This is a genomic window from Pseudoalteromonas sp. DL2-H2.2, assembly GCF_021532535.1.
GTDB lineage: Bacteria > Pseudomonadota > Gammaproteobacteria > Enterobacterales > Alteromonadaceae > Pseudoalteromonas > Pseudoalteromonas rubra_A.
On record NZ_JAKGBD010000003.1, the window covers coordinates 170,102 to 190,585 of the forward strand.

Annotated in this window: 23 protein-coding genes; 12 read left to right on the plus strand and 11 right to left on the minus strand. The window is 50.3% G+C overall.

What is annotated here, in order from left to right; translation table 11 throughout:
* Nucleotides 1-4 precede the first annotated feature (4 nt).
* A complete protein-coding gene (gene aroC / locus L1285_RS06415; RefSeq protein WP_125779039.1) occupies nt 5-1,105 on the plus strand; it encodes a chorismate synthase in 1,101 nt (366 codons plus the stop codon).
* Between the two features lie 219 nt (nt 1,106-1,324).
* Here aroC and L1285_RS06420 read toward each other — a convergent pair whose 3' ends face one another.
* From L1285_RS06420 to L1285_RS06455, 8 genes are all read right to left on the minus strand, one after another.
* Entirely contained in the window at nt 1,325-1,936 is a 612-nt protein-coding gene (locus tag L1285_RS06420) for a superoxide dismutase (RefSeq protein ID WP_235411422.1), read from the minus strand.
* Nucleotides 1,937-1,952: 16 nt separating this feature from the next.
* Entirely contained in the window at nt 1,953-2,456 is a 504-nt protein-coding gene (locus L1285_RS06425) for a hypothetical protein (protein WP_235411423.1), read from the minus strand.
* A 219-nt stretch (nt 2,457-2,675) separates the two neighbouring features.
* Nucleotides 2,676-3,536: a glutathione-dependent disulfide-bond oxidoreductase gene (gene yghU, locus L1285_RS06430; protein ID WP_235411424.1), complete on the minus strand. Its 861-nt coding sequence runs from the start codon at nt 3,534-3,536 to the stop codon at nt 2,676-2,678.
* Between the two features lie 143 nt (nt 3,537-3,679).
* On the minus strand, nt 3,680-6,244 hold the full coding sequence (locus tag L1285_RS06435) for an Ig-like domain-containing protein (protein ID WP_235411425.1): 2,565 nt from the start codon (nt 6,242-6,244) through the stop codon (nt 3,680-3,682).
* 73 nt (nt 6,245-6,317) lie between these two features.
* Complete coding sequence (locus L1285_RS06440) at nt 6,318-7,157, minus strand: mechanosensitive ion channel family protein (RefSeq protein WP_235411426.1); 840 nt, start codon at nt 7,155-7,157, stop codon at nt 6,318-6,320.
* A 73-nt stretch (nt 7,158-7,230) separates the two neighbouring features.
* Entirely contained in the window at nt 7,231-7,923 is a 693-nt protein-coding gene (locus L1285_RS06445) for an LrgB family protein (RefSeq protein ID WP_235411427.1), read from the minus strand.
* On the minus strand, nt 7,916-8,272 hold the full coding sequence (locus L1285_RS06450; protein WP_235411428.1) for a CidA/LrgA family protein: 357 nt from the start codon (nt 8,270-8,272) through the stop codon (nt 7,916-7,918). The genes L1285_RS06445 and L1285_RS06450 overlap by 8 nt, the downstream gene beginning before the upstream one ends.
* A gap of 70 nt (nt 8,273-8,342) precedes the next feature.
* Nucleotides 8,343-9,137: a crotonase/enoyl-CoA hydratase family protein gene (locus L1285_RS06455; RefSeq protein ID WP_235411429.1), complete on the minus strand. Its 795-nt coding sequence runs from the start codon at nt 9,135-9,137 to the stop codon at nt 8,343-8,345.
* A gap of 226 nt (nt 9,138-9,363) precedes the next feature.
* Here L1285_RS06455 and L1285_RS06460 point away from each other — a divergent pair, with 226 nt between their 5' ends.
* From L1285_RS06460 to L1285_RS06470, 3 genes are read left to right on the plus strand one after another with little or no spacing between them, the layout of a single operon-like run.
* Nucleotides 9,364-9,681, plus strand: coding sequence for a DUF440 family protein (locus L1285_RS06460; protein ID WP_046006783.1), 318 nt, complete (start codon nt 9,364-9,366; stop codon nt 9,679-9,681).
* Between the two features lie 14 nt (nt 9,682-9,695).
* Nucleotides 9,696-10,523 carry a DUF481 domain-containing protein gene (locus L1285_RS06465; protein WP_235411430.1) on the plus strand — a complete coding sequence of 276 codons (828 nt, stop codon included), beginning with the start codon at nt 9,696-9,698 and terminating at the stop codon, nt 10,521-10,523.
* 12 nt (nt 10,524-10,535) lie between these two features.
* Nucleotides 10,536-10,976 (plus strand): hypothetical protein, encoded by a 441-nt coding sequence (locus L1285_RS06470; protein WP_235411431.1) that lies wholly within the window; start codon nt 10,536-10,538, stop codon nt 10,974-10,976.
* A 25-nt stretch (nt 10,977-11,001) separates the two neighbouring features.
* Here L1285_RS06470 and L1285_RS06475 read toward each other — a convergent pair whose 3' ends face one another.
* Together L1285_RS06475 and ygfZ are read right to left on the minus strand one after the other, a co-directional pair.
* Nucleotides 11,002-11,487: an FKBP-type peptidyl-prolyl cis-trans isomerase gene (locus L1285_RS06475; RefSeq protein ID WP_046006780.1), complete on the minus strand. Its 486-nt coding sequence runs from the start codon at nt 11,485-11,487 to the stop codon at nt 11,002-11,004.
* A gap of 11 nt (nt 11,488-11,498) precedes the next feature.
* Nucleotides 11,499-12,416, minus strand: coding sequence for a CAF17-like 4Fe-4S cluster assembly/insertion protein YgfZ (gene ygfZ / locus L1285_RS06480; protein WP_235411432.1), 918 nt, complete (start codon nt 12,414-12,416; stop codon nt 11,499-11,501).
* Between the two features lie 161 nt (nt 12,417-12,577).
* Here ygfZ and L1285_RS06485 point away from each other — a divergent pair, with 161 nt between their 5' ends.
* Nucleotides 12,578-12,829 carry an FAD assembly factor SdhE gene (locus tag L1285_RS06485; protein ID WP_046006778.1) on the plus strand — a complete coding sequence of 84 codons (252 nt, stop codon included), beginning with the start codon at nt 12,578-12,580 and terminating at the stop codon, nt 12,827-12,829.
* A gap of 40 nt (nt 12,830-12,869) precedes the next feature.
* A complete protein-coding gene (locus L1285_RS06490; RefSeq protein WP_328285026.1) occupies nt 12,870-13,220 on the plus strand; it encodes a protein YgfX in 351 nt (116 codons plus the stop codon).
* A 12-nt stretch (nt 13,221-13,232) separates the two neighbouring features.
* Here the strand turns inward: L1285_RS06490 and nadB are convergent, their stop codons facing one another.
* A complete protein-coding gene (gene nadB, locus L1285_RS06495; protein WP_046006776.1) occupies nt 13,233-14,843 on the minus strand; it encodes an L-aspartate oxidase in 1,611 nt (536 codons plus the stop codon).
* Between the two features lie 258 nt (nt 14,844-15,101).
* On the opposite strand from nadB, the gene rpoE reads away from it, so the two are divergent.
* The 6 genes from rpoE to lepB are packed head-to-tail and all read left to right on the plus strand — an operon-like array spanning nt 15,102 to nt 20,484.
* Entirely contained in the window at nt 15,102-15,686 is a 585-nt protein-coding gene (rpoE, locus tag L1285_RS06500; RefSeq protein WP_046006775.1) for an RNA polymerase sigma factor RpoE, read from the plus strand.
* Entirely contained in the window at nt 15,683-16,282 is a 600-nt protein-coding gene (locus L1285_RS06505) for a sigma-E factor negative regulatory protein (protein WP_235411434.1), read from the plus strand. Before rpoE ends, L1285_RS06505 begins: the two co-directional genes overlap by 4 nt.
* The gene (locus L1285_RS06510) at nt 16,283-17,236 is read left to right on the plus strand and encodes a MucB/RseB C-terminal domain-containing protein (protein WP_235411435.1); all 954 of its coding nucleotides are present in this window, start codon (nt 16,283-16,285) and stop codon (nt 17,234-17,236) included.
* Nucleotides 17,233-17,691: a SoxR reducing system RseC family protein gene (locus tag L1285_RS06515; protein WP_235411436.1), complete on the plus strand. Its 459-nt coding sequence runs from the start codon at nt 17,233-17,235 to the stop codon at nt 17,689-17,691. Before L1285_RS06510 ends, L1285_RS06515 begins: the two co-directional genes overlap by 4 nt.
* Before the next feature lie 58 nt (nt 17,692-17,749).
* Nucleotides 17,750-19,537, plus strand: coding sequence for a translation elongation factor 4 (gene lepA / locus L1285_RS06520; protein ID WP_235411437.1), 1,788 nt, complete (start codon nt 17,750-17,752; stop codon nt 19,535-19,537).
* A gap of 11 nt (nt 19,538-19,548) precedes the next feature.
* The gene (gene lepB, locus L1285_RS06525) at nt 19,549-20,484 is read left to right on the plus strand and encodes a signal peptidase I (RefSeq protein WP_235411438.1); all 936 of its coding nucleotides are present in this window, start codon (nt 19,549-19,551) and stop codon (nt 20,482-20,484) included.

Below are 20,484 nucleotides of genomic sequence, written 5' to 3' on the forward strand. Positions count from 1 at the left end.
ATCAATGGCAGGCAATAGCATAGGCCAGTTATTCAGGGTATCGACCTTTGGCGAAAGTCATGGCGTTGCACTGGGTGGTGTGGTGGATGGTGTCCCGGCGGGACTGGAACTGGACGAAGCGGATCTCCAGGTCGACCTGGACAGACGTAAACCCGGACAAAGCCGGTACACGACGCAGCGTCGCGAGGGGGATGAAATTAAAATACTCTCTGGCGTGTTCGAGGGCAAAACCACTGGCACCAGTATTGGCTTATTAATCGAGAATACCGATCAGCGCTCTAAAGATTACAGTAAAATCCAGGACGTATTCCGTCCCGGCCACGGTGATTACAGCTACTGGCACAAATACGGACACCGCGACTATCGCGGCGGCGGACGCTCGTCAGCCCGGGAAACCGCCATTCGTGTTGCAGCCGGTGGCATAGCGAAAAAATATCTCAAGCAAGTGCATGGCATTGAGATCCATGCCTGTCTGTCGCAGCTTGGGCCAATTAAAGCCGAGCAGTTCGACTGGCAACAGGTCGAGCAGAACCCCTTTTTCTTTCCCGATGCCACTAAACTGGATGCGCTGGATGAATATATGCGCGACCTGAAAAAACAAGGTGACTCGGTCGGTGCAAAGGTAAAAGTGGTGGCCAAAGGCGTACCTGTTGGTCTGGGCGAGCCGGTGTTTGACAGACTGGATGCCGAACTGGCGCACTCTCTGATGAGCATTAATGCCGTAAAAGGCGTTGAGATTGGCGACGGTTTTGAGGTGGTAGAGCAAAAAGGCTCAGAACACCGGGATGAACTGACACCCGAAGGCTTTACCAGCAATCATGCCGGTGGCGTGCTGGCCGGGATTTCGACTGGTCAGGATATCATTGCCTCGATAGCGCTTAAACCGACGTCGAGCATTACTATCCCAGGTCAGAGCATTAACACCCAGAATGAATCGGTAGAGATGATCACCAAAGGCCGTCACGACCCGTGTGTGGGGATCCGGGCTATCCCGATTGCCGAAGCCATGATGGCCATTACCCTGATGGATCATTTGCTCAGACAACGTGGGCAAAACCCGCATGTTGACTTGCAACATGGCCCAATTGCGGCGCAAAGACCTTAACAGCGCCGCCGGGAAAAAAGCCAGCGTTTTTACGCTGGCTTTTTTGTCTGTATGGTTTATCCCAATTTGCTTAATTAAGTGTTCTATTTTGAGGCGAGAAAATAGGGTCGATAACCAGGCAAAAATTTTGATGTTTAGTCGTTCTAAATAAGAAATTTTTAACACAGTTAGCGCCATATTTGATCCGTCAAATGGAACAAGTATTAAGTGAAATTGGTATTAATCAACGGCGGCGATAAAACGGCGTTCCACTTCCTGCCAGTTAATCACTTTGTAAAAGGCTTCAATGTACTCAGGCCGGCGATTTTGGTATTTCAGATAATAGGCGTGCTCCCATACATCAAGGCCCAAAATGGGTGTCAGGCCGTCCATCAATGGGCTGTCCTGATTCAGCGAGCTGGTAACCTGCAGACGCTTTTGAGCATCAATGACTAACCATGCCCAGCCACTGCCAAAGCGACTGACAGCTGCCAGGGTAAACTGGCCTTTAAAGGAGTTAAAATCGCCAAAGTGTTTGTCAATGGCGTCACTGAGTACACCGGGATGCAATTGCCCGCCTTGTGGCGACATGATCTGCCAAAATAGGGAGTGGTTGTTGTGACCGCCGACGTGGTCGCGCACCGCACCGCGTAAGGCGTCGGGTAGATCCTGAATATTGGTCAGCAATTCGATACTGGATTGGTCTGCAAATTCACTGCCCTCAAGCGCGGCATTGGCTTTATTCACATAGGTCTGGTGGTGCAGGGTGTGGTGGATCTCCATGGTTTTACTGTCAATATGCGGCTCTAACGCGTCATAGGCGTAGGGTAATTCGGGCAGTGTAAATGCCATACTTCTCTCCTTTGGATTAATGATAAGGGTGTGCTGAATGTGGGGTGTTGAGTGTTTGAGTCGCCCAGCTGACCAGATTTTTGTGTGCCTGGTGGTTGGCAATAAAGTGCATTAACTCTGTACGCGTTCTCATACCGTGGCGCATTGCAATGAGTCCAACCTGAGGGTTGGCATGATCGCCGAGCTGGGCCAGCTGCTGGTGTACTGCAATGAGCTGCTCACAGGCTTTGTGTGGCAATGCCATGGCCAGGTAGCAGTCGGCCAGGTTATGAGCGGCAACGACGAGGGCCGGGCAGCAATGCATCAGCGCCTCTTCCTGAAGTTGCCGATCATACTGATGCGTAAAGTGCGCGATTAAATTGCTCACCAGATACAGGGCACTTTGATAGTGATCTCTGGCACGATAGAATGACTGATTTTCAAACGCACAGTTACCCGCGGTGATTGCTTTTTGCCAGGGGGCGAGTGCATGTTCGTATTGATCGGCAGTGCAATTTGGCGCAGTTTCGGATTGCAGCATAGATAGCTCCTCCTGTTGATGGGCAGTGGTTCAACACCATATAATCGGCTTATTATAAATATAAAAACACAAATGCAAATAATTGTCATTTATATTTATGATTTTTCTATCTTGCAGTTAATCGCTGGCCACCTGATGGACTAAAGGGAGAGGGGAGCACAATGGCTTACCCTCTGTAAGGGTAGGTAAATCAGCGCGTGCGGGACACGCGCTGGATAGTTAGGCTTTTAGTGCCAGCACGGCGTCAATATCGGCTGCGCTGTGGCGCTCGGGCAGCTGCTCCCAGGACTCACCAAAGGTGCGGTTAACTACCCGGCCACGTTGTACCGCAGGACGTGCGCCAACTTGCTTAGCCCAGCGCACCAGGTGCTCATACTCGTGCACCTGCAAAAACTCGCCGGCATCGTATAGCTTGCCCAGTGCCAGGTTGCCATACCAGGGCCAGATGGCGATATCGGCAATGGTGTACTGTTCGCCTGCAACATAGGTGTTGTCTGCCAGGTGCTTATTCAGCACATCCAGCTGCCGCTTGGCCTCCATGGCAAAGCGATTGATAGGGTACTCCTGTTTTTCATCCGCATAAGCATAGAAGTGACCAAATCCGCCACCGACAAACGGCGCTGAACCTTGTGCCCAGAATAACCAGTTAAAAGTGTTTGTTCTTGGTGAGCCAGATGAGGGTAATAAGTGGCCAAACTTTTCCGCTAAATAAACCAGGATAGAAGCGGATTCGAAGACTTTGACCTCTGTTTCGCCTGATTTATCAACCAGAGCGGGAATCTTTGAGTTTGGGTTAACGTCAACAAAGCCAGAAGAAAATTGCTCACCCTCACCAATATTGATTAAGTATGCATCGTATTCAGCCTCGCTTACTCCAAGTGCCAGCAGCTCTTCCAGCATAATGGTGACCTTTTGGCCGTTTGGTGTTCCAAGCGAGTACAGTTGCAAAGGGTGGGCACCGACAGGGAGTGCCTGTTCATATCTGGCACCGGATTTCGGGCTATTAATATTGGCCCATTTATTATCGCTACTGGACTGATGTGTCCACACTTTGGGCGGCGTATAGGGGGTATTACTCATGAGATCTCCTTGAATATCATTGGCACTGACCGGATAAACCTCACCTTAGCGTTAATTATGCCGATCTGCCAGAGGCAAATGGTAAGAACAAGCCCTAAATAGGGTAACGGTCAGCAGAGTGCCGTTACCCCGTAGCTGGGTGTTTATTGCCCCTGATTCATTTCAGTGAGCTTATTACCAACGGGTACTGAAAAGTTGTAGCCATCGAATTTATCCCAGTTGATGGACCAGGTCATCACACCGGCAAAAGCCGGGTAAGGCTGGCTGGGCGCAATGGTGCCGCACTGTGTGCCTTTAGTCAGGCAGTCCAGCGCTGCAATGATATTGGCAATGGGTGCCTGACCTGAATTGGCGGATTGCGGGCCGGATGGCAGGCCAATGGCGACCTGGGAGTCTCTGAGCGGCATAAAGCGACTGCCATCGGCAAGATCAAATCCTTCAATCAGCATTTTGGCGTGTGCGACCATCATATTGACTGAGCCTTCCGGTGCGCTGCCCGGCTCGTAAGGATTGGGCAGTCCACCATTGTTATAGAGCTGCACATGCAGTAAGTCCAGCGTGTCTCTGAGCTCGTTGATAAGTGGTATGTATGCGCCCCAAATGCCGGAGTAGGCTATCATACCGCCATGAACGTAAGGATGTTCCGGCGCCATGGTGAGCACCATATCACCACCGATATTCTGCTCTATCTGCTTAATTGCTCTGGGCAGGCGGGCTTGTATCTGAGAACCGTGTAACAGGTTTGAGCCACTTTCAAGGTCGATATCCAGGCCGTCAAATCCCCACTCCTGAATAATGGCCGTGAGACTGCTGACAAAATTCGCTTCATCGGCATCGGTATTTAAGGTGATGGTGCCTTCGGCGCCACCCAGGCTGAGTACAAAAACTTTGCCCTGGGCCTGCAGTGCCTGCATATCGGTTTTGAATTTAGCGGGGTCAATGGGTGGGCAGTTAGAACGAATGTCCTTCTCAAACGGTTTGAAGTGAACCGTGCCATTAGACGAGCGGTCGTTCTCAGCAAAGGCAATGTCAATGATGTCCCAGGCATCGGAGATCTGATCCAATGGAATAGGACAGCCAGCCGGATTAACAAAGTTATGCCAGTAGCCTATGAGTTTATGGGTTTTGCCAACCGGTGGGGCAATCACAGTGACAGTGGCGGCCGGGCTGTTTGTGGTATCTCCCGATGTGCTGGTCGCAGTTGCATAGATGCTGAGCTGTCCAAGTGTTGCGGGAGTGTAATTAAACTCATAAGGTGCCTGAGTATCGCTAGCAACTTTTACCCCATTGGCATAAAAATCGACCATAGAGATCTGACCGCTGAGCGCCTGAGCATTAGCTTTGATAGTGACTGAATTACCCAGTACATAGCGTGTGCCTGAAGTCGGAGCGGTTAAATCAACCACCAAAGGCTGATCTGTCACTGTAACCTGGATGGTTTGCTGGCTCTGATTGCTCTCGTTGTCGGTTGCAACGGCACTGAGTGTAACTGGTCCGGTGTTGCCTGGCGTCCACTCAACAGTCAGTGCATTTTGCGCGGTGCTGCCAAGTAAGGTTTGATCAGCAAACAACTCTAGCTGCGAAATAGTCCCGTCAGCATCGGAGGCACTGACCGCGATTTGTGTCGGCTGGTTAAGCAGCAAAGTGGCATTGTCGTTAGGCTGACTAAAACTAATTTCGGGCGCGATTGCACAGATCCCTAAATCGCTCCAGGCGTCCTGCCAGTGCTGGCCCACACCGGGCTCATAGGCCCACGCAGCACTGGAGCTGCACCAGCCCGCAATGTCGCAGCGGTATTTGCGATTATTATGGGCGACCAGTTCACCATTTTGATAGCTTTGCCCCGCGTGATAAGTGCTCAGACCTGCACAGCCGCCGGAACTTGCAGCGCTTACCTGAATGGTCACACTGGCTTCAGCGGTTGCGCCTTTGTCGTCTTGTGCAATGACTCTGAGCTGTTTGCTGCCCGGGCTCACGGTCACAAAATCATGACGAAAAGGCGGGGTGTTGAGTGTTTTCAGCCGCTGAGCATCTCGCCACATTTCGACCTGTACAACCTGGCCATCGGTGTCAGTGGCTTGCACAGCAAGGCTAACGGAATCGCCAACTTTAAATGCCTGGTTGTTTGTCGGTGTTTCAATGGTGAGAGCCGGGGGGACATTGCCGCTGTCATCGCGCACTGTGATGCCAGCCGTTGCGGGTTTACTCAGATTCCCTTTGGCGTCTACTGCCACTGCGCTCACGGTGTGCAGGCCCAGCTGTGCTGACCAGGTAAGTTGGTAAGGAGGCAGGCTGAGTATACCGACGCTAATGTCATCGACAAAAAACTCAACCTGAGCAAGGTCGCCATCCTGATCGCTAGCATTTGCAGAAAAAACAGCGTTGTCATTTTTGTTCAGCACAGCACCGTCTGACGGGCTTAGCAAAGTAACCAAAGGGGCGCTGCCGCTGATACACTGGCCAAGTTGTCGCCATACGTCAAAGGTACCTGAATTATTTGCCGGCAGTTCATTTTGATTGAACCATTTGGCTTCATAGGCTTGCGTCTGAGCACGTACTTGGTCCCCTCTGCGGTACACCGTTGAGCTGGACCACTCGGCGAGAGCGCTACAGTCATAGTTGGCGGTATCGGCCTGAGCCCAGCTGTGCACTGCAATCATTTGCAGGCCCGCAGCACAGCATATCTTCATTAACTTTCTTGTGTTCATAGATCACTCCGTTTTACATGTTGTATGTTTTGTAGACAAAACATTGACAGCATAGAGTGAAAAATAGCCTGGATCAATCTGCGGACGTATGCTTCTCTTTGATAGTGACAACCCGCTGCGGGAATGGGATTTCTATATTGGCAGCCTGAATTGCGGCATAAATGGCACCATTGATAGTCAATTTATGCTCGATGATCTGTGTGGTCGGTACCCAGTAACGATAGCTGATCAGTACGGCACTGTCGCCAAATGCTTCTATCCCAACCTGGGCTTGTGGCGTGTCTGCGACGGCGTCATAATCGGCCAGAATTCGACTAATAATCGCAATAGCCTGCTCGGCGCTGGCACTGTAAGCAATACCAATTTCTCCTTTCACCAATGAGTGGGCGAAGGAATTTTGCATAATTTCACCAATGATATGCTTGTTGGGAATGGTTATCTCGACCTTTTCCTCATTGATCAGGATGGTATGACCCAGTTCAATACTCTTTACCTGACCGCACACCCCTTTAACGGCTATGGTGTCGCCCACCACAAATGGCCGGGTGGCAATGATGGCCAACCCAGAGCCGTAGTTAGATAACATGCCCTGCACCGCTAAACCTGCACCCAGTGAGGCCGCACCAATTGCCGCCACAAAGGGAGTGACACTGATCCCTATTTTGCCGAGCGCTATGATGGTAAACATAATGATGATCAGGACTTTGACCACATTACTGATGAAGTTTGTCAGGGTGACGTCAATATTATGCTTGAGCATGAGGGTTTCGGTGGCTTTGGCGAGCTTTTTCGCCAGCCATAAGCCGAGGATCAGGATCACCAGCGCACCCAATAATTGCATGCTGTAAGTGACCAGGTAATCTCGGATCAGCACGTAGTAATGTTCAATTTGTGCGATTTCTTGTTCTATCACAGTGTGCTCCTGCGTGGCTGTCACGGCAATTCGTGACAGCTTATTGGTTGATGATAAAGTGATTTCTATCAGTTTAGCTGATTATGCCCTGTAACAGAGTAAAAAGCACCGGCACCCAGCTTGCGGTGATCACGGCACTGATTATCATCGCTGCGGAGGCAAAAGCGCCGGCGGCTGGGTGGTGTTCCATCGCGGCCGCTGTGCCAATTGCGTGACAGGCCACGCCCAGCGCAATCCCTTTGGCCTGAGGCTGAGTTACGCCAGCTAAACTCAGCAGTGACAAGCCAAAGACGCCGCCCAGTACGCCAATGAGAATCACCATAATGGCGGCAACCCCGGGCAAGCCATTTAGCGAATCCGTGACAATCAATGCAATGGGGGTGGTGACAGACAAAGCCATAAGTGAAGCGCTCAGTGCTGTGGATGCGCTAAACAACTGACAGAGCAAAAAGGCCAGCAGGGTTGCACTGGAGATCCCGACAAAGCTGCAGGCACAGATCAAGACAAGATAAGGTCTGATTGCATGGAGCTGCTGGTACAGCGGCAGGGCAAGGGCCACGACAGCAATCTCAAGGAAAAAGCTGATTGGAGTTGTGGCATTGCGATAGTCAAGATAATCAACGTCGCTTATGAGTAAACAGGCGCTGATGATCACAATGCATAGCAATACGGGGTTCAGTAAAGGTGAGCGCCAGCGCTGATTTAGGCGTCGCATGACAAAAAATAACACCAGAGTGACTGAGCAGCCCAGCAACATATTAATCATAGTATCTGCCTTTGCTCGCCAGTTTTCCTGTCAGGAGCAGACCGAGTGCCGGTACTAGGATGAGCACACTCACCAGCAGCCAGGCATTTTCACCAAGTGTGTCCAGATAGCTAATCAACCCGACGCCGGCAGGAATAAAAAACACGGCCATATACTTTAAAATTGGTGCGCAAGATGGAAGTAAGTACTCGCTTTTTAAGGTGCCGGTCTGGAGTAAGATAAACAGCAGCACGAGCCCCAGTAACGGGGCTGGCAAACTCAGGGCAAAGGCGGCCGTGGCCAGTCTGGCCGTCCACAGGCAGCCAATCAAAATCGCAAGGGATGCAATAAATCGCAGAGCAATCATCATAGTAGACACGTTTTCGATTAAGACTGTGGGTATTCTGAGCGCAATCCGTGCGCCTCACAATGCGACCTTATTACCATTTTCCGCGCGGACGATATGGTTTGGGCGTGTCAGGCTGACGGCCATTGTGCATAGCCGTACGGGTATTTTTAGACAGCAGCAGCTTTATCTGCAACCAGGTTTCCTGCCATAACAACTTACGCTGTGGCGGGTGGTAAGCCGTATTGTACAGGCTCTTTATGGCAGCCAGCGCATCCGGTGACACCCGCGCAAGCTGGCTTAATCGTTGCTGGACATTGGCCAGCGGATCAATGCAGACCTCTGTCACCAGCCCAAGCGCTTTGGCCTGCCCGGCATCAATACGAGTCGGATTAGAAGCCAGCCAGAGCGCCTGATCATGATTTACAATGCCAGGCAGCATCAAACTGGTACTCATATCCGGACACAGCCCCCAGCGGGCTTCCATAATGGCGAACTGAGCGTCAGGTGAAACAATACGATAGTCAGCGCCCAAAGCGATGTGTAAACCGCCACCCAGACAGTTACCCCGTACCAGGGCAAACACAGGCACGGGCAGAGCGCGCCAACCCAACGCAACCCGCTGTACCAGATTGGCATTACCGGGTAGCCATTTGCTAATTAGCGAGAAGATATTGCGGGGGTTTTTCATGACGGCGCCGACATCCAGGCCAGCGCAAAAATGCGCTCCCTGGCCCTGGATCACCACAGCGCGTAACTGGCGATCGCGCCTGAGTGTACGGATGATCTTATCTAACTGTCTGAACATCTCGTAAGACAGTGCATTTTGCTTTTCGGGCCGGGCCAGGGTGACCCAGGCGATGCCGTCAGTTGTCTCTAACTGGACCATATCTGTTTCCTTCTTTCGCGCATCATTATTATTCTTGTCGGTTTGCAGGGCTAGCATAGAGTATTTACTTTAACGGTGCCAGTACTGCTGATGGCACACCGGGCAGGTCAAATACCGTTTTTCATGTATTTGGACGATATTTTTGCTCAAACTAACTAAAAGCCATAGCCTTGTAAATTTGCAATTTGCTACTATACAACTCAATTTTGACAGACGAGGTAATGTAATGTCTGCACGTTTAAGTTCCATCGAAGAAGTATCGCAACAAGCCTATGATATTTTCCTTGAGCTCGCCGCTGACAACCTGACGGCCGAAGACGTTGAGCTGTTCGACAGCCACAGCGAGGAATTTGGATTTATCGAAGACAGTGTCCCCGATGACAGCTGGCAGTCACTGGTCGCTTATGAACAAGAAGCAGAGGCGGAGCACTTTGTTCAGGTGATCGTGGGTCTGGAGCTCGATCAGGGCGATACCGTTTTTGCCAAGATCCTGATAAGCCGCGACCTGGATGCGCCTTTTTGCCACATTGTCTGGAAGCAGTAAGAGAAATCACTGTAGTGAAGTACGCCATTTTTTTCCTTTATTCCGCTGGGCTCTTGCTCAGCGCCCGGGCTTTTGCCGTCGATCCATTCGAAGATTTTCATGAGTATGGGGAGTTGTCAGACGAAGAGATCCACGCGTTGCATGAGGGAGAGTTTTTGTATGGTGACGTTGAGCTGGGGGTATTGCTTAATCGGGGCAATACCAGCAATACAGCATTTAAACTTAAAAGTAACTTGTATCAAGATTTTAAGTACTGGCGTAATCAGTTCAAGCTCGACGGGGCATACCGGCGGGAAGTCGACCCGGATACTAAGATTGAAGATGAAACCGCGTCTCGCTACTTCATCTCCGCGCAGGGCAACTATAAAATAGGCGAGAAGAATACCTCGTTGTTTTTATATGGCGACTATGAGCGGGATGAGTTCAATGGTCGCGAGTACACCACCACGTTTGTTGTGGGCTATGGCAAGCGGATTTTCGAAGGACGCAAGAATACCGTCGACGTTGATCTCGGTCCGGGCTTGTCTATGTATCGGCGCGAGGATGAGGTAGAACTGGCGCCCGGGGAGCAAAGGGTTGAACGAGGTCACTTGTTACGTGCGGCATTACAGTGGGAGCGCACCGTATCAAAGCGAACCCGTTTTAATCAGGACATCAGTTATGAAAAATCAATGTCGGGTCTCGGCGCTCGGATGTTTTCTGAAACGGCATTGATCAGTCAGGTAATGGGCGGGGTTTCAATGAAAGTCGCTTACACCTATCGCTATCATTCTCAGCCAGAAGAAGGAAAAGAGAAGGTGGACAGCGAAGTGGGTGTCACACTTGTTTATAGTTTTAATTAGGTAGTGAAGTGCATGTATAAAAACACGCAATGGTCCTGGATAATTTGGGCGTTTCTGGGTTGGTTTGCCACTTTTGTTGCTATGGCAATCTATTTGTTAGGCCACAATGCGCTGTTATACGGATTTATTGGTATTCTGGCGTTGATAGGTTATTTGTTCTATGGGCTGACACTGGAAGTTGACCAGAAACAGCAGACCGTGAGCTGGTGGTTTGGCCCGGGTGTCCTGAAGAAAACGGTCAATGTAAATGAGTTGCAATCGTTCACAGCAGTGACTAACTCATTTCGTCATGGTATAGGGGTGAAGATCACACATGATGGCTGGGTGTACGCGGCACATGGTTTTAAAGCCATTGAGTTTGTGCTTGAAGATGGCACACAATATCGCATTGGTACGAACGATCAGGCGGGTGTACTTGCCGCCCTTGAGGAAATAAAAAAAAGCGCCCAATAGGCGCTTTCTAGTGTTTATTTGTGGATTAGTGATGGTGGCCACAGCCGCCTTCACTGTGTACATGGCCATGCTCCAGCTCTTCGGATGTGGCTTCGCGCACTTCGAGAATTTCAACATCAAAGTTTAACGTGATGCCCGCCAGCGGGTGGTTGCCATCAACGATAACATCGTCACCTTCGATGCCGATCACAATCACGGTTTGCTCACCTTCGTCTGTGGTTGCACGAAATTGCATACCGACTTCAACTTCCATTTCCTCGAACATGCTTTTTGGTACAGCCTGCATCAGGTTATCATGACGCTCACCATAGCCATTTTGCGGCTCGACACTGACGCTGAACTTGTCACCCGCTTGTTTGCTCATCAAGGCATCTTCCAGGCCCGAAATCAAATAACCCGTACCAACGATAAACTCCAGAGGTTCATCATCAAAGGTGTTGTCTATGCTGTTGTCATCGTTGTCCAGTACAGCGTAGTGCATTTTTACAACGGTATTCGGGGCAATCTTCATAATATTTCCGCTTAATTGTCTTCTAAAGAGTAGGGTAGTGGCTGGATAGCCAGCGCTACGTCCGGGTGTGTTTTGCCGCGCAAAACGGATGCGTCGGTTAAATCGTTGGCCATTACAGCCAGCGCATAATAGTCCTGACTTGTGCTGTCGTAGGCCTGGTGGATCACTTTACCGGCCCGGCGCCAGTTATCACCATCCAGTTGTATTTCAAGTTCGGATTCCCGCGGATGCGCTGCAGCCTGACCTTTGACGATATACAAGGCACGTTTGTTCTTACCCAGGTAACGCATTCGGGCCACCGTTTCCTGACCAGTATAGCAGCCTTTTTTAAAGCTGATCGCGCCGAGTGCCTGCAGGTTCACCATTTGAGGAACATATTCGTCAATGCTGGACTCGCCCAGCTGTGGCTCGCCGGCCAGAATCGAAGCGGTCTCAAACGGGGTCGGATCTGTGTGTAACGCTATGCCTTGTGGCAAGGTGTAGCCGTGCTCTACAATCAGCAGAAGTCGTTGGCTGTCCAGTTGCAGTGCCTTATTATTGCCAGCAAATGTACAGGCATTGGCCTCCTGAGCGAAGGTGAGTCCGAGCTGCTCGCAAGTGTGTGTCATGTCATCGGTCAGAATACCAATAACCTGATGGTGGGTGATCTCAATATCAACTTTGGCGAACACGCCATATTTTTTTAACTCACGGCAGGATGCGTCGGTTTCGGCCTGGGAGCCAATTAGCAGATAGGAGTCGTTTAACTTACTCAGCCTGAGCGTTGCCCATAATTTGCCTTTGGGGCTGCAATGCCCGGCCCACAGGTAGTTATCATCCGTCAGCAGATTGAGATCCTGGGTGACCTGGCCATGCAGGTAACTCAACTTATCGGCGCCGCTTACAGAGATCAATTGTAAACTAAGAGGATATGCATTTGCTTGTGCCATCTTATTGATCCTTGTTGAAGAATTTACCTAATATTACCGTAATTCTCGCAGCTGAGATAGGCGCCAAAGGCAGGATTATTGTTTATTCACCCAGTTAACGTGCACCGCAGGATACGTTATAATCGCTTCGACACGACAAATTTTAGGGGTATGTGGAAATTATGGCTGAGTTGTATTCAAAAGCCCGCACAAAGTGGGCATGTCGCCGTGGCATGCTGGAGCTGGATATTTTACTGGAGCCTTTCGTTGACGAAGCGTATGACCAGTTATCTGAGCAGGATAAACTAGTGTTTCAACGTTTACTGGAAGTTGAAGATCCCGATTTGTTTGCCTGGTTTATGGGTCATGAGGCGTGTCCTTATCCCGAGCTGGATGCGATGGTAAAGTTCGTTCTTGACCGGGTCCGCGCTTAGCTTTTACTTCACACAGAACACACCAGACCACAAATTCATTGTGGTCTTTTTTTGCTGCCTGGCTTTGGCCCTGATTATCGCAGCGCCAACTCTTTGGTGGTGGCATAGTGGCACCTGCTTGTTGGGTTATTACTTTGCCAGATACAAGGCGCGCCAATACTTTATACCTTCAGGGCAGCTCGGCGTCTTGCCGGAGCAAGGCTTGGTGCTTGTATCGGCTTCGCAGCAGCACTGGCAGGGGCAGTTAAAGGCAGCGCACCTGTATTTTCACAGCGCTTTACTGCTGAGCGTTAAGACCGAACAGGGCACCCGGCATATTGGCGTGATGCGCCACGCAATGGATGAACAATACTGGCGACAATTATGCCGCCAGGTATTGCAGATGATATGAGCCCAAATGGCATTAACGTTTGATTTTGCTGGGCGTGAGCACCGTTGGTGCGGTGGTCTGGGCACTGTCTGGGTAGTCGAGCGTATAATGCAGTCCACGACTTTCTTTTCTGGCCAGCGCGCTGCGAATGATCAGCTCTGCGACTTGCACCAGGTTACGCAGCTCCAGCAGGTTATTGCTGACTCTGAAGTGTGAGTAGTACTCCTGGATTTCCTGTTGTAATAACTCAACCCGACGCAGTGCCCGCTCCAGGCGTTTGGTCGAGCGTACAATGCCAACATAGTCCCACATAAACAGCCTGAGTTCATGCCAGTTGTGGGTGATCACCACCTCCTCATCTGAGTCACTGACCTGGCTTTCGTCCCATTCCGGCAGCTGCGGCGGCAACGGCTGGGTATCCAGTTTGGCGAGAATGTCCTTGGCAGCGGCGTGAGCAAACACAATACATTCAAGTAAAGAGTTACTGGCCATACGATTGGCGCCATGAAGCCCGGTATAGGCGACTTCGCCGATGGCGTACAGATTGCTGATATCGGTCAGGCCATTGAAGTCCGTCATCACACCGCCGCAGGTATAATGTGCGGCAGGCACCACCGGGATAGGCTCTTTGGTGATATCCAGGCCCACACTCAAACACTTGGCGTAAATGGTCGGGAAGTGCTCAATAATGAAGTCTTTGTCTTTATGAGAAATGTCCAGATACACACAGTTGGCGCCCAGGCGTTTCATCTCGTAGTCGATGGCGCGGGCCACCACATCACGGGGCGCTAATTCTTCCCGATCATCAAAATCCGGCATAAACCGGGTGCCGTCGGGGCGTCTTAATAAAGCGCCTTCGCCACGCATGGCTTCGGTGATCAAAAAGTTTTGCAGCTCAGGGTGGTACAGGCTGGTAGGGTGAAATTGATTAAATTCCATATTGGCAACGCGACAGCCTGCGCGCCACGCCATTGCAATCCCGTCGCCACTGGATACGTCCGGGTTAGACGTGTAAAGGTACACTTTACTGGCGCCACCGGTTGCCAGCGCAACAAACTTAGCGGTGACAGTTTCAACCTGATTAGCACGACGGTTGTAAACGTACAGGCCATGCACCACCTTTTGCCCTGAAGCGCCATGAGTAATGAGATCAATGGCGTTATATTGTTCCAGTAGCAAAATGTTGGGGTGTTCCTGAACGCGTTCAATCAAAGTCGACTGGACCGCTTTACCTGTGGCATCGGCCGCATGCAGAATACGGCGATGGCTGTGGCCGCCTTCACGCGTCAGGTGAAAACGCTCCTTTCCTTTGCTGTCGAATTCCATATCGAATGGCACGCCCTGCTCAATTAACCATTTCAGGCACTGCTTAGCGTTAGACGCGGTATAATGTACGGCTTCTCTGTCGCACAGTCCTGCACCTGCTGCCAGAGTATCTTCCACATGGGATTCTATGCTGTCATTTTTCTTATCAAACACCGCAGCAATGCCGCCTTGTGCGTACAAGGTTGAGCCTTCACGCAGGTCGCCCTTACTGAGTACCGTGACGCGACAGGTGTTGGCCAGCGACAGGGCCAGGCTTAGCCCGGCTGCGCCGCTGCCGACGATAATGACATCTGTTTGGTGCTGAACTTGTTCTTTCATGTTAGTGGGTCTTAGCTAATTAAACCTGATATTCTGTGTGTTGTGATAAATCTGCTATGCTTAGCGCAATGTTGCCGCGCGTTGTTTTATCCGACACCGAATACGTTTATGACGTGACAATACGGGGTATTTTAAAAAAAATATCAAAAAAACAGAACTTTTTATTCAGCACTAAGTCAGAGTAGCTGTAAAAGATGGCAACAATGCGCGACAATGTGTGTGAAAAACAAGTAATAACAAAGAGGAGTACCGGCTCGAATGAGCGAGCAGGATTTAGATTTAGAGATAGTTCGGCGTGTTCAGCAAGGAGATAAAAATGCGTTCAATTTGTTGGTTGCCAAATATCAGAACAAAGTTGCAGCATTGATCTCGCGTTACGTGTCCAATTCGGGCGACGTGGCCGATGTGGCACAAGAAGCGTTTATTAAGGCGTACCGGGCTTTACCCAATTTTCGGGGTGACAGTGCATTTTATACCTGGCTGTACCGGATTGCCGTTAATTGCTCGAAGAATTATCTGGTGGCACAAGGGCGTAAACCGCCGGCAAACGACGTAGATGCAGAGGAAGCCGAATTTTATGATGGCGCAGAGCAGCTCAGGTCAAACGCGTCTCCGGAAAGCTTGTTGCTTAGCGATGAGATCAAGGCAGTGATTTTCAGGACCATTGAATCGCTACCAGATGATCTTAAAACGGCAATTACGCTGCGTGAGATTGAAGGCATGAGCTATGAAGAAATCGCTGTTGTGATGGATTGTCCGGTGGGCACCGTCAGATCGCGGATCTTCAGAGCGCGTGAAGCCATTGACAATAATATTAACCCACTCATAGGTAATAGTAGATGACGCAATCAAACTTTAATGTCAAAGACGGGCAAGTTACATCCAGTATTCTCGATGCCGAGCAGGCTCTGGATAACGCCAGTCAGGCACAGTTCGATGCAGATAAGTTTGCTCGCTATGCGCTGATAGGTGATGCAATGCGTAGCCAGCAAAATCAGGCTCCTTGCATAGATATTACCGCCAGTATAGCGGATGCACTCGCCGATGAAGCTACTTATGGCGAACAGGTACCACAACAGCAACCACAAAAAGCCCCTCAGGAAGACAACGTTGTTACCTTGTCGAACTGGCGCAAGCCTTTGGCTCAGGTTGCTATTGCAGCCAGTGTGTCTTTGGTGGCGGTGCTGGGAGTGAGCAATTATAGCCCGCAGGAACAAGCCAATGGCGACTTTCCTGTGTTACAATCGACCCCGGTAACCGGTTCGGTGTCGCCAGTGAGCCTGTCATCAGAGCCTGCGCTGGAAAGTGCTGAAAAAGGTTTAAGAGAGTTGCAACAGCAACGTATTGGTGCACTGGTACTTGAGCATCAGCGCCAGTCCAGAATGGCACATGCCCTGGCTCAACAGGCACAGCAAGAAAAAGAGGAACAAGCAAAGTAGATGAAGTGGCTTGCGTTACTACTGGGAGTGGGCCTGAGTGCCCAGGTTGTTGCCAGCGAAATCATTAATGCAAAACAGCTGCTCACTGATATGTCTTCTGCCATTCAGGAGCGTAACTTTGATGCATCATTTGTGGTGGTGAAAGGCAAGGGGATGGAACCGTACCGCTGGATCCACGGCAAAGTGGATAACAGTGAACTGGAAATTCTCAGCCGACAAAACGGTGCTGGCCTGGAAGTGGTGCGCGTCGATAATAAAGTCACCTACTTCGAGCCACAAACCCAACCTTACTCTATCGAAACCGATGCCATAGCCGGCCCCATTCCGGAAATTTTGTTTGGCGAAGTGGGCAGCCTGTCGGACAGTTACGATTTTGTGCTCGGTGGCAAAGAGCGCATTGCTGACAGAGCCGCGCAGCTTGTTCGCTTAGTATCTAAAGATGAACATAAATACAATTACTGGCTGTGGATTGATATTCAATCTGCGCTGCTGCTTAAAGCCGCCTATGTCACCCAGCAAGGTGAAGTGTTAGAGCAGCTGCAGCTCACCCACATCAGTGTGACCGAGCAACCGGCGCCACCGCTGATAGAGTTGAGCAGTAAAGACTTTCCTATGCCTTTAGCGTCTCTTGCGCCGGCAGAAAGCACGCAAAAATTGCAAAACAACTGGCGTATTGGCTGGTTGCCAGAAGGTTTTAAACTACTCAAGTCGGACCGTCACAAGCTTGACTTGAACAATGAACTGGCGGATTACTTTTTGTTTTCCGATGGCCTGGTGGAGTTCTCCGTATTTGTACAAAGACCCTTGTCGGGGCAAAGAGCCAGCGGCGCGCTCAGTTCTGGCGCAACCACAGTGTATGTCCACAACTCCGGTGCATTTGACGTTTCTGTGGTTGGCAAGATCCCAACAATGACGGCCAAGGCAATCGCTGAGTCGGTGACACGGCTACTATGATAGAACAAACGCTTACCGTCTCGCGGGTTGAACGCGATACTGTCTGGCTCGTTGCCGAAGACAAGCCGGCTTGTGCCGGCTGCAACGGCAAGTGCGGGTCACAGATCTTCAGCAAGCTGTTTGGCAGCAACAAAAAGGCCTTGCCCATAGTGTGTGAGGAATCCGTACAGGTTGGACAAAAAATGACTCTGGCACTGGATGACAGTAAAGTCGTCGAAAATGCGCTTTGGGTCTATTTGTTACCGCTGGTAATGGCGTTTTTAGCCATGTTTGTTGCTCACCTGATGCTGGGGGTGTCTGAACCCTGGCAGATCCTGGCCGCTGCATTGGGTGGCCTGACAGGCTTTCAAATCGCAAAACAACGCACAAAAGCGCTGCGTCATGACATCAAAGTGATAAAAATTTATCCAATTAGCCTTCCCCTAACGCAAATAGATGGTGATTGCGCCAAATAAATTGTAAAATCGGCGTTTAATCTCTATTTGTGAAAAACAGAAGTTTAGAATCCAGTATATGAAGCACATCCGTAACTTTTCAATTATTGCCCATATAGACCACGGGAAATCGACCCTTTCGGACCGCTTAATCCAGGTATGCGGCGGCTTAACAGATCGCGAGATGCAGCAGCAGGTGCTGGATTCGATGGACCTTGAGCGAGAGCGTGGGATCACCATCAAAGCGCAGAGCGTGACACTGAACTATAAAGCCAATGATGGCGAAACGTATCAGCTTAACTTTATCGACACACCGGGACACGTTGACTTCAGCTACGAAGTATCACGTTCACTGGCTGCCTGTGAAGGTGCTTTGCTGGTTGTTGATGCCGGTCAGGGCGTAGAAGCCCAGACCCTGGCAAACTGCTACACCGCGATTGAAATGGACCTTGAAGTTTTGCCGGTGTTGAACAAAATCGATTTGCCGCAGGCCGATCCTTTGCGCGTTGCAGAAGAGATTGAAGAAATCGTCGGCATCGAAGCACTTGAAGCGGTGCAGTGTAGTGCCAAAACAGGTATCGGTATTGACGACGTACTGGAAATGATCGTGCGCGACGTGCCGCCACCAGTAGGTGAGCCGGAGCAGCCACTGCAGGCCCTGATCATCGATTCTTGGTTTGACCCGTACCAGGGCGTTGTGTCTTTGGTGCGTATCAAGCACGGTGAGCTGCGTCGTGGTGACAAAATTAAGATTATGTCGACAGATCAGACGCACATCGCTGATAAAGTCGGTATTTTCACCCCGAAGCAAACAGAAACCGGGGTATTGAAAACCGGTGAAGTTGGCTTCGTGATTGCCGGTATCAAAGACATTCATGGCGCGCCGGTGGGTGATACGATCACCCTGACCAAAGAGCCGGCGAAAGAGCGTCTGCCAGGCTTTAAGCGTGTTAAACCTCAGGTTTATGCAGGTATGTTCCCGATTTCATCAGATGATTACGAGAACTTCCGTGATGCACTGAACAAGCTGAGCCTCAATGATGCGTCTTTATTCTTCGAGCCGGAGAACTCGACAGCACTGGGCTTTGGTTTCCGTTGTGGCTTCCTGGGTATGCTCCACATGGAGATCATTCAGGAGCGTCTTGAGCGTGAATACGATATGGATCTGATCACGACGGCACCGACGGTAGTGTACGAAGTGGAAACCAAAGATGGCGTTATCCAGATTGATAACCCGTCTGATCTGCCTCCGGTTAATGACATCATTGAAATTCGTGAGCCGATTGTAGAAGCCAATATTCTGGTGCCTCAGGAATACCTGGGCAATGTCATCACATTGTGTGTTGAAAAACGCGGCGTGCAGACCAAAATGAGCTATCACGGTAAACAGGTTGCGGTGACTTATGAGTTGCCTATGGCCGAAGTAGTGATGGACTTCTTTGATAAATTGAAGTCGACCAGCCGTGGATTTGCGTCACTGGATTACAACTTCAAGCGTTTCCAGGTGTCTGATATGGTTCGTGTCGATATCCTGATCAATGGCGATCGTGTCGATGCGTTGGCCATTATTGCCCACCGTGACAACTCGCAAAGCCGCGGACGTCAGCTGGCTGAAGCATTGCGTGAACTGATCCCGCGCCAGATGTTTGATATCGCGATTCAGGCGGCGATCGGTAACCACGTGATTGCGCGAAGCACTGTGAAACAGTTACGTAAAAACGTCATCGCGAAGTGTTATGGTGGTGACGTCAGTCGTAAGAAGAAACTACTGCAAAAGCAAAAAGAAGGTAAGAAGCGTATGAAGCAGCTGGGCAACGTTGAAGTGCCACAGGATGCTTTCCTTGCGATTCTTAAAGTAGGTAAGTAACAGGAATTATTATGGCAGGTTATTTTTCAGTATTTTTGGTGTTATTGACGCTCGGCTCGGGCTTGATATGGCTAATCGATCATTTGCTTTACGCGCCTAAGCGTAAGGAGCGTATCGCATTAGCACAAGGCGCGTCTGAGCAGCCGCTTGATGAGGAAACCATTGAGCAGATAGCACCTGTGCCTGCCATCACTGAAAGCGCAAAATCCATCTTTCCGATGATTGCTGCGATCACAGTGTTCCGCTCATTTATTTTTGAACCCTTCCAGATACCATCTGGTTCAATGATGCCAACGCTGCTGGACGGCGATTTTATCCTGGTACAAAAGTACGCGTATGGCATCAAGGACCCAGTCTGGCGCAGTCAGCTGGTTGAAGTGGACGATCCACAGCGAGGCGACATCGCGGTATTTAAGTTCCCGCTGGATGAGCGCATTGACTTCATCAAGCGCATTATCGGTTTGCCTGGCGATCGTATCGTGTATCGTGATCGTCAGCTATATATAAAGCCGTATTGCAATGAAGGTGAACAGCAACGCGATGGGTTGGCATGTGGTGAGTTTAATAAGATTAACCTCGATATCGTCAACCGCGATGAATTTAAACAAGGTGCGATGCAAATGGTTCGGCTGACCGAAAGCCTGCCGGGTGTGACGCATGATGTACTGGTGACACCTCAGTTGCCCGAACTGACCGAGCGTTATTACCAGCAACCTGGCACTCGTCGTGATGAGTGGGTGGTGCCTGAGGGCAGTTATTTTGCCATGGGTGACAACCGTAATAACAGCCAGGACAGCCGTATGTGGGGCTTCGTACCGAAAGAAAACCTGGTTGGTAAAGCCGTATTTATTTGGATGAGTTTTGATTTTGAAAATGGCCCGGACAGCATTTTGCCTTCCTGGGTTCCAACAGGAGTTCGTTTTGAACGCCTAGGTAATATTCAGTAG

Bases quoted from the DNA above. Each gene is read 5' to 3' on its own strand.
- L1285_RS06515 (WP_235411436.1), top strand. From the start codon at position 17,233: ATGATAGAACAAACGCTTACCGTCTCGCGGGTTGAACGCGATACTGTC.
- rpoE (WP_046006775.1), top strand. From the start codon at position 15,102: ATGAGCGAGCAGGATTTAGATTTAGAGATAGTTCGGCGTGTTCAGCAA.
- L1285_RS06425 (WP_235411423.1), bottom strand. From the start codon at position 2,456: ATGCTGCAATCCGAAACTGCGCCAAATTGCACTGCCGATCAATACGAA.
- aroC (WP_125779039.1), top strand. From the start codon at position 5: ATGGCAGGCAATAGCATAGGCCAGTTATTCAGGGTATCGACCTTTGGC.
- L1285_RS06455 (WP_235411429.1), bottom strand. From the start codon at position 9,137: ATGGTCCAGTTAGAGACAACTGACGGCATCGCCTGGGTCACCCTGGCC.
- L1285_RS06485 (WP_046006778.1), top strand. From the start codon at position 12,578: ATGGCTGAGTTGTATTCAAAAGCCCGCACAAAGTGGGCATGTCGCCGT.
- L1285_RS06475 (WP_046006780.1), bottom strand. From the start codon at position 11,487: ATGAAGATTGCCCCGAATACCGTTGTAAAAATGCACTACGCTGTACTG.
- L1285_RS06445 (WP_235411427.1), bottom strand. From the start codon at position 7,923: ATGATTAATATGTTGCTGGGCTGCTCAGTCACTCTGGTGTTATTTTTT.
- L1285_RS06420 (WP_235411422.1), bottom strand. From the start codon at position 1,936: ATGGCATTTACACTGCCCGAATTACCCTACGCCTATGACGCGTTAGAG.
- L1285_RS06460 (WP_046006783.1), top strand. From the start codon at position 9,364: ATGTCTGCACGTTTAAGTTCCATCGAAGAAGTATCGCAACAAGCCTAT.
- L1285_RS06505 (WP_235411434.1), top strand. From the start codon at position 15,683: ATGACGCAATCAAACTTTAATGTCAAAGACGGGCAAGTTACATCCAGT.
- yghU (WP_235411424.1), bottom strand. From the start codon at position 3,536: ATGAGTAATACCCCCTATACGCCGCCCAAAGTGTGGACACATCAGTCC.
- ygfZ (WP_235411432.1), bottom strand. From the start codon at position 12,416: ATGGCACAAGCAAATGCATATCCTCTTAGTTTACAATTGATCTCTGTA.
- lepA (WP_235411437.1), top strand. From the start codon at position 17,750: ATGAAGCACATCCGTAACTTTTCAATTATTGCCCATATAGACCACGGG.
- L1285_RS06450 (WP_235411428.1), bottom strand. From the start codon at position 8,272: ATGATGATTGCTCTGCGATTTATTGCATCCCTTGCGATTTTGATTGGC.
- L1285_RS06470 (WP_235411431.1), top strand. From the start codon at position 10,536: ATGTATAAAAACACGCAATGGTCCTGGATAATTTGGGCGTTTCTGGGT.
- L1285_RS06435 (WP_235411425.1), bottom strand. From the start codon at position 6,244: ATGAACACAAGAAAGTTAATGAAGATATGCTGTGCTGCGGGCCTGCAA.
- nadB (WP_046006776.1), bottom strand. From the start codon at position 14,843: ATGAAAGAACAAGTTCAGCACCAAACAGATGTCATTATCGTCGGCAGC.
- lepB (WP_235411438.1), top strand. From the start codon at position 19,549: ATGGCAGGTTATTTTTCAGTATTTTTGGTGTTATTGACGCTCGGCTCG.
- L1285_RS06510 (WP_235411435.1), top strand. From the start codon at position 16,283: ATGAAGTGGCTTGCGTTACTACTGGGAGTGGGCCTGAGTGCCCAGGTT.